The sequence below is a fragment of the Pseudonocardia sp. ICBG601 genome, assembly GCF_020496245.1.
The window spans coordinates 1-4,525 of the sequence record NZ_JAHLJA010000167.1; the positions used below are offsets into that span (position 1 = coordinate 1).

A 4,525-nucleotide genomic window follows, 5' to 3' on the forward strand; every position below is an offset into this window, starting at 1 on the left:
GGGCTGGAGCGGATCTTGCGGAGGATCTTCCAGTTCTTCAGCTCGGCGTTGACCCGCTCACCCGGTGCCCGCCGTCGGGCGTGAGCGGCGTTGACGGCCTTCTGATTCGCTGACAGGGGCCGGTACCGGCCGGTGTCGAGATCGCGGCGTCGGCGTCGGTGCGGGACGGTGATCGCGGGACCGCCGCCCTGGTAGGCGGTGTCAGCGACCGCCCGCACCCCGGTGGTGTTGACCGCGTCGATGATCCCGTGGATCCGGGCAGCGCCCATGTCGTGCCGTGCCCCCGGTAGCGGCGGGAGATCCACACCAGCCGACCCGCGGGGTCGGCGATGACCTGCACATTCAGCCCGTGACACTTGTGCTTCCCGCTATAGAACGCCCGGTCATAGCCCGAGCCCATGCCGACCCGGTCGATACGCAGCAGCGTCCCGTCCAGGATCACGAACGCCTTCCCGGCCGCGACCGTGATGGCCTGCTCCAGGGTCGGCGCGAGCGCAGCGAGCAGCCCGATCGCCTCGGCGACATACCGGGACACCGTGGACTTCCCGACTCTGAATCCGCTGGCCAGGTCGGTGTAGGTCTCGCCCTTACGTAGGTGCGCGAGCACGAGCAGGGCCTGACGGGCCGGGGTCAGGAGCCGCCACCGGGTCCCGATCCGGCGACGATGTCCGCGCAGCAGCCCGGCCAGGACACGAACCGTGCGAGTGGACATCGACATCCCGGATGGGTAGGACAACACGCGGGGCTCCTCGGTAGGCGGTGGCGCGACAGCTATCCGTCTACCAGGAGCCCCACCCATCTCACGACAAGCCACGCACCTCACACCCCTGACCAGCACAAACAGGTTGGGAAAGGCTCAGTGAGGCTTTGCCAACCTGGCAGACGGGCTGGTCGAGGCCGGTCCAGCGTGGCGTGACTCCGTACGGCTGAAGCTCCCGGCTGGCAGGCTCCGCTCGTGTTGCCCACCTGCGTACGGGTGGGACTTACGCTGACCTGGCTTGCGGTGGAGTGACCGCTCGTCTCCACCCGGCTGCCGCCCAGCTCAGACGCCATGAGTCGAACAGTAGTTCGAGTATAGTGGAGTGCGTGGACGGAACCTGGCAGACCGGCGACGAGGAGCTTCTCCTCGCGGTCGCGGCCGTCCAGGAGCGGATCAACCGCGAGTCCCACGCCCTGGTGGCGCTGGTCGCGGAGGTCGCGACCCGGGGCCTGGCCGAGGCACGGGCTTCCGCCACACCGCGGACCTGCTGCGTACGGTGCAGAACGTGTCGCTGTCGACCGCCCGCGCCCGCGTCGACGCCGCCCGGAAGCTCTCGCCGCTGTTCCTGATCACCGGCGAGCAGGTCGACGCCGAGCTCCCCGAACTGGCCGCTGCGTTCGCCGAGGGCGCGGTGACGCCCGAGCACGTCCGCGTGATCGTCCGGGTGCTGGCTGCGCTCCCGCCGCACCTCGACGAACATCGGCCTGCGCTGGAGGCCGACCTGGTCCACCACGCCCGCGGCCTGGACCCCGACGCGGTGGAGAAGCTGGGCCGGCGCGCGATCGCGATGCTCGACCCGGACGGGCCCCGTCCCCAGGAGCCCACGCCGTCGCGCAACCGGCTCACGCTGCGCCCGCAGGGTGCGGGGTTCGAGGCGCGGGGCTGGCTGGACATCGAGTCCGCGGCGCTGCTGCGTACCGCCCTGTCGCCGCTGTCCGCTCCGGCCCCTGCCGACGGGCCGGCCGGAGCGGGGCGCGACGAGCGATCGACGGCCGAGCGCATGGGCGACGGGCTGGCCGAACTGGCCCGCCGCATGCTCGCGACCGACGGATTCGGGATCGAGAACGGGCAGCCGGTCGCGCTCACCGTGACCGTGCCGCTGGAGACCCTGACCACGGCCACCGGGACGGCGCTGCTCGGGTTCGGTGCGGGCGGACTGGCCGCGCCGGTCCTCGCGCAGGACGCGCTGCGGCTGGCCTGCGACGCGAAGGTGGTGCCGGTCGTGCTCGCGGGCACGGGGGAGCCGTTGGCGGTCGGGCGCGAACACCGGCTCGCGACCCGGGCGCAGCGCCGGGCCCTGGCCCAACGCGACGGCGGGTGCGCCTTCCCCGGCTGCGAGGCCCCACCGCAGTGGTGCGTGGCCCACCACGTCGTGCACTGGGCCTCGGGCGGAGCCACCGACCTGGACAATCTGGTGCTGCTGTGCGCGCACCACCACCGCATGATCCACACGGGGGACTGGTTGGTGGTGGTCACCAGCGGATTCCCGGTGTTCCACCCGCCGCCCGGTATCCAGGCGCGCGGGTGGAACACCGGGAATCCGCTGGTGACCACCACCAACCAGTCCCCCGTGTGGATCATGCGGTGGTGGTGCGCGCACAGCAGCACCAGATTGTCCAGGTCGGTGGCTCCGCCCGAGGCCCAGTGCACGACGTGGTGGGCCACGCACCACTGCGGTGGGGCCTCGCAGCCGGGGAAGGCGCACCCGCCGTCGCGTTGGGCCAGGGCCCGGCGCTGCGCCCGGGTCGCGAGCCGGTGTTCGCGCCCGACCGCCAACGGCTCCCCCGTGCCCGCGAGCACGACCGGCACCACCTTCGCGTCGCAGGCCAGCCGCAGCGCGTCCTGCGCGAGGACCGGCGCGGCCAGTCCGCCCGCACCGAACCCGAGCAGCGCCGTCCCGGTGGCCGTGGTCAGGGTCTCCAGCGGCACGGTCACGGTGAGCGCGACCGGCTGCCCGTTCTCGATCCCGAATCCGTCGGTCGCGAGCATGCGGCGGGCCAGTTCGGCCAGCCCGTCGCCCATGCGCTCGGCCGTCGATCGCTCGTCGCGCCCCGCTCCGGCCGGCCCGTCGGCAGGGGCCGGAGCGGACAGCGGCGACAGGGCGGTACGCAGCAGCGCCGCGGACTCGATGTCCAGCCAGCCCCGCGCCTCGAACCCCGCACCCTGCGGGCGCAGCGTGAGCCGGTTGCGCGACGGCGTGGGCTCCTGGGGACGGGGCCCGTCCGGGTCGAGCATCGCGATCGCGCGCCGGCCCAGCTTCTCCACCGCGTCGGGGTCCAGGCCGCGGGCGTGGTGGACCAGGTCGGCCTCCAGCGCAGGCCGATGTTCGTCGAGGTGCGGCGGGAGCGCAGCCAGCACCCGGACGATCACGCGGACGTGCTCGGGCGTCACCGCGCCCTCGGCGAACGCAGCGGCCAGTTCGGGGAGCTCGGCGTCGACCTGCTCGCCGGTGATCAGGAACAGCGGCGAGAGCTTCCGGGCGGCGTCGACGCGGGCGCGGGCGGTCGACAGCGACACGTTCTGCACCGTACGCAGCAGGTCCGCGGTGTGGCGGAAGCCCCGTGCCTCGGCCAGGCCCCGGGTCGCGACCTCCGCGACCAGCGCCACCAGGGCGTGGGACTCGCGGTTGATCCGCTCCTGGACGGCCGCGACCGCGAGGAGAAGCTCCTCGTCGCCGGTCTGCCAGGTTCCGTCCACGCACTCCACTATACTCGAACTACTGTTCGACTCATGGCGTCTGAGCTGGGCGGCAGCCGGGTGGAGACGAGCGGTCACTCCACCGCAAGCCAGGTCAGCGTAAGTCCCACCCGTACGCAGGTGGGCAACACGAGCGGAGCCTGCCAGCCGGGAGCTTCAGCCGTACGGAGTCACGCCACGCTGGACCGGCCTCGACCAGCCCGTCTGCCAGGTTGGCAAAGCCTCACTGAGCCTTTCCCAACCTGTTTGTGCTGGTCAGGGGTGTGAGGTGCGTGGCTTGTCGTGAGATGGGTGGGGCTCCTGGTAGACGGATAGCTGTCGCGCCACCGCCTACCGAGGAGCCCCGCGTGTTGTCCTACCCATCCGGGATGTCGATGTCCACTCGCACGGTTCGTGTCCTGGCCGGGCTGCTGCGCGGACATCGTCGCCGGATCGGGACCCGGTGGCGGCTCCTGACCCCGGCCCGTCAGGCCCTGCTCGTGCTCGCGCACCTACGTAAGGGCGAGACCTACACCGACCTGGCCAGCGGATTCAGAGTCGGGAAGTCCACGGTGTCCCGGTATGTCGCCGAGGCGATCGGGCTGCTCGCTGCGCTCGCGCCGACCCTGGAGCAGGCCATCACGGTCGCGGCCGGGAAGGCGTTCGTGATCCTGGACGGGACGCTGCTGCGTATCGACCGGGTCGGCATGGGCTCGGGCTATGACCGGGCGTTCTATAGCGGGAAGCACAAGTGTCACGGGCTGAATGTGCAGGTCATCGCCGACCCCGCGGGTCGGCTGGTGTGGATCTCCCGCCGCTACCGGGGCACGGCACGACATGGGCGCTGCCCGGATCCACGGGATCATCGACGCGGTCAACACCACCGGGGTGCGGGCGGTCGCTGACACCGCCTACCAGGGCGGCGGTCCCGCGATCACCGTCCCGCACCGACGCCGACGCCGCGATCTCGACACCGGCCGGTACCGGCCCCTGTCAGCGAATCAGAAGGCCGTCAACGCCGCTCACGCCCGACGGCGGGCACCAGGTGAGCGGGTCAACGCCGAGCTGAAGAACTGGAAGATCCTCCGC

The 4,525-nt window shown here is 72.0% G+C and carries 4 pseudogenes; 2 read left to right on the forward strand and 2 right to left on the reverse strand.

What is annotated here, in order from left to right:
• Nucleotides 1-799: pseudogene (locus KPL57_RS55890) on the reverse strand (transposase family protein); the annotation flags it as partial.
• Between the two features lie 466 nt (nt 800-1,265).
• Between KPL57_RS55890 and KPL57_RS73205 the strand changes: the two are divergent.
• Nucleotides 1,266-2,171, forward strand: a pseudogene (locus tag KPL57_RS73205) (DUF222 domain-containing protein); the annotation flags it as partial.
• Between the two features lie 170 nt (nt 2,172-2,341).
• Here KPL57_RS73205 and KPL57_RS73210 read toward each other — a convergent pair.
• Nucleotides 2,342-3,535, reverse strand: a pseudogene (locus KPL57_RS73210) (DUF222 domain-containing protein); the annotation flags it as partial.
• 269 nt (nt 3,536-3,804) lie between these two features.
• Between KPL57_RS73210 and KPL57_RS55905 the strand changes: the two are divergent.
• A pseudogene (locus KPL57_RS55905) lies at nt 3,805-4,525 on the forward strand (transposase family protein); the annotation flags it as partial.